Source organism: Actinoplanes subtropicus (assembly GCF_000721705.1).
Lineage (GTDB): Bacteria > Actinomycetota > Actinomycetes > Mycobacteriales > Micromonosporaceae > Actinoplanes > Actinoplanes subtropicus.
In genome coordinates this window covers 1-2,229 of the sequence record NZ_JOJL01000105.1, presented here as the reverse complement: position 1 = coordinate 2,229, position 2,229 = coordinate 1, and the positions used below count along the sequence as shown (strand labels likewise).

The following is a 2,229-nucleotide window of genomic DNA, read 5'->3' as shown; positions in this document are numbered from 1 at the left end:
CTTCAACTCGTAACCCGGCACCAGCCCACCCTGCTCATCGACCGCGAGCGTCACCGTGGCCACCGGCCCGTCATAGGCCACCCGCCAATGCCGATACCGATCCGGGGTGATCGCGAAGTCCACCACCGGCGGCGACTGCTTCGTGGCCGCATCTGTGACAGTCATGCTCACTCCGTCATCTGCCGTCGGGTCACGCACGGCTAAATAGTCGACGTATCTACACGCGTACGTCAAGAGTTTGTAGAACTTCTTGGTGTGGGAGGATGGGGTTCCACCCACGTTCGACCGATCGGGAGAGTTGATGCCGTCCGGTTCACCGAGCACACCGGCTGCCGAGCAGCCGAGGGAGGGCGGCCCGAGCGCACCCTCCCTGCTGCTCACGGTGCTGGGCGAGTTCGTGCACCCACGCGGCGGCCAGGTCTGGACCGGCACGCTGGTCGAGGCGCTGGGTGCGCTCGGCGTCGAGCCGAAGGCGGCCCGCCAGGCCCTGGCCCGGACGGCGGCGGAGGGGCTGCTGACCTCCGACCGGCAGGGCCGCCGGGTCCGATGGACCCTCACCGACCAGGGGGCGAGGCTGCTCGAGGAGGGCACGCAGCGGATCTACGGGTTCATGCGCGAGCCGCACGCCTGGGACGGGCAGTGGCTGGTGCTGACCGTCGGCGTCCCGGAGAGCCAGCGCCGGTTGCGGCACCGCATGCGTACGAAGCTGACCTGGCTGGGCCTGGGTTCGCCGGCGCCCGGTGTCTGGGTGGTACCGGACGCGTCGAAGGAGCCGGCGGTGCGCGAGGTGGTCACCGAGCTCGGGCTCGGTGATCGGGCGTTCGCCTGGATCGGCCGTACGGCACAGATCGGTGATCCGGCGAAGATGATTCGTGCCGCCTGGGACGTGGACGACGTCGAGAAGCGGTACCTGAGCTTTGTGGACCGCTTCCAGGAGACGACGGCGGCGACCGATCGGGACGCGTTCGTGCGGCAGGTGCTGCTGATCCAGGAATGGCGCCGGTTCCCGTTCTCCGACCCGGACCTGCCGGCCGAGCTGCTCGACCACGACTGGCCGGGCGCGGTCGCGGCGGCGGTCTTCCACGACCGCCGCAACCGCTGGCATCGCCGGGCGCAGGCCGAGTGGGACCGGATGGACACCGACGCCGCGTCCCGGACCTGAGCGTCGATCAGGCAAGTCCCTCCTCGGCGAGGTGCACGTAGTCGAACTCGACGGGCTGGTCGTTGATGCCGGTCCTCGGCGGGGCGATCCAGCCGGCGAACTTGCCGTACTCGTACTCGGGGACCATGAGAGCCGCCACCGCGGCGCGGTCCGCCGCGCTGGGGAGCCAGTCGTCGACCCGGGCGTTCCAGGTGTCCTCGTCGAGGACCTCGCCGGTGGGAGAGACGTGGTGGCCGGCGTAGACGCCGACCTTGCGGTTGAAGCCCTCGTGCGGCAGGGCGAGCCGGTCGGGCAGGCCGGCGTCCTCGAGCGCCTGGTTCCAGCGCTTGACGCCGTTGGCGCAGTCGGCCGCGTACTCGTCGCGCAGGTCCAGGTTGAGGGCGCTGAGCAGCGGCACCGTGCGGGTGCGGAGCTCGCCGTCCTCGACGTAGCCCATTTCGCGGACGTCTTCGAGTAGCACGTGGTCGTCCTTGCGGCGCGTCTCCATCCAGCGGCCCTTGAGCCCCGCGCTGTAGTAGTTGCCGGCGTTGGTGGACTGCTCGGAGCCGAACAGGTCGAGCGAGACCGAGTATTGGAAGTTCAGGTACTTCTGGATGAGGTCGAGCGGGATTCCGCCGTACGCAAGAATGTCTTTGGTCTGGTGTTCGGCCATCAATTGCGCGGTGCGTTCCACGGTCCGCTGCACGCCGGTGGTGCCGACGAACATGTGGTGCGCCTCTTCCTTGAGCATGAACTCGCAGGTGCGGGCGAGCGGGTCGAAGGCCGATTCCTTGAGCGTGCCGAGCTGGTATTTGCCGTCCCGGTCGGTGAAGTAGGTGAACATGAAGAACTGCAGCCAGTCGGTGGTTTCCTCGTTGAAGGCGCCGAGGATGCGGGGTGCGTCGAGGTCGCCGGAGTTGCGTTTGAGCAGTTGCTCGGCTTCTTCGCGGCCCTCCCGGCCGAAGTAGGCGTGCAGGAGGTAGACCATAGCCCAGAGGTGCCGGCCCTCCTCGACATTGACCTGGAACAGGTTGCGCAGGTCGTAGATGCTCGGCGCGGTGTTGCCGAGGATGCGTTGTTGTTCGACG

The 2,229-nt window shown here is 68.2% G+C and carries 2 protein-coding genes; one reads left to right on the top strand and one right to left on the bottom strand.

What is annotated here, in order from left to right:
- The first annotated feature begins 301 nt into the window (after window positions 1-301).
- Window positions 302-1,162 carry a PaaX family transcriptional regulator gene (locus tag IH26_RS0152255; RefSeq protein ID WP_034218287.1) on the top strand — a complete coding sequence of 287 codons (861 nt, stop codon included), beginning with the start codon at window positions 302-304 and terminating at the stop codon, window positions 1,160-1,162.
- A 7-nt stretch (window positions 1,163-1,169) separates the two neighbouring features.
- Here the strand turns inward: IH26_RS0152255 and boxB are convergent.
- The coding region (gene boxB, locus IH26_RS0152250) for a benzoyl-CoA 2,3-epoxidase subunit BoxB (protein WP_030443771.1) at window positions 1,170-2,229 on the bottom strand (1,060 nt) is incomplete at its 5' end.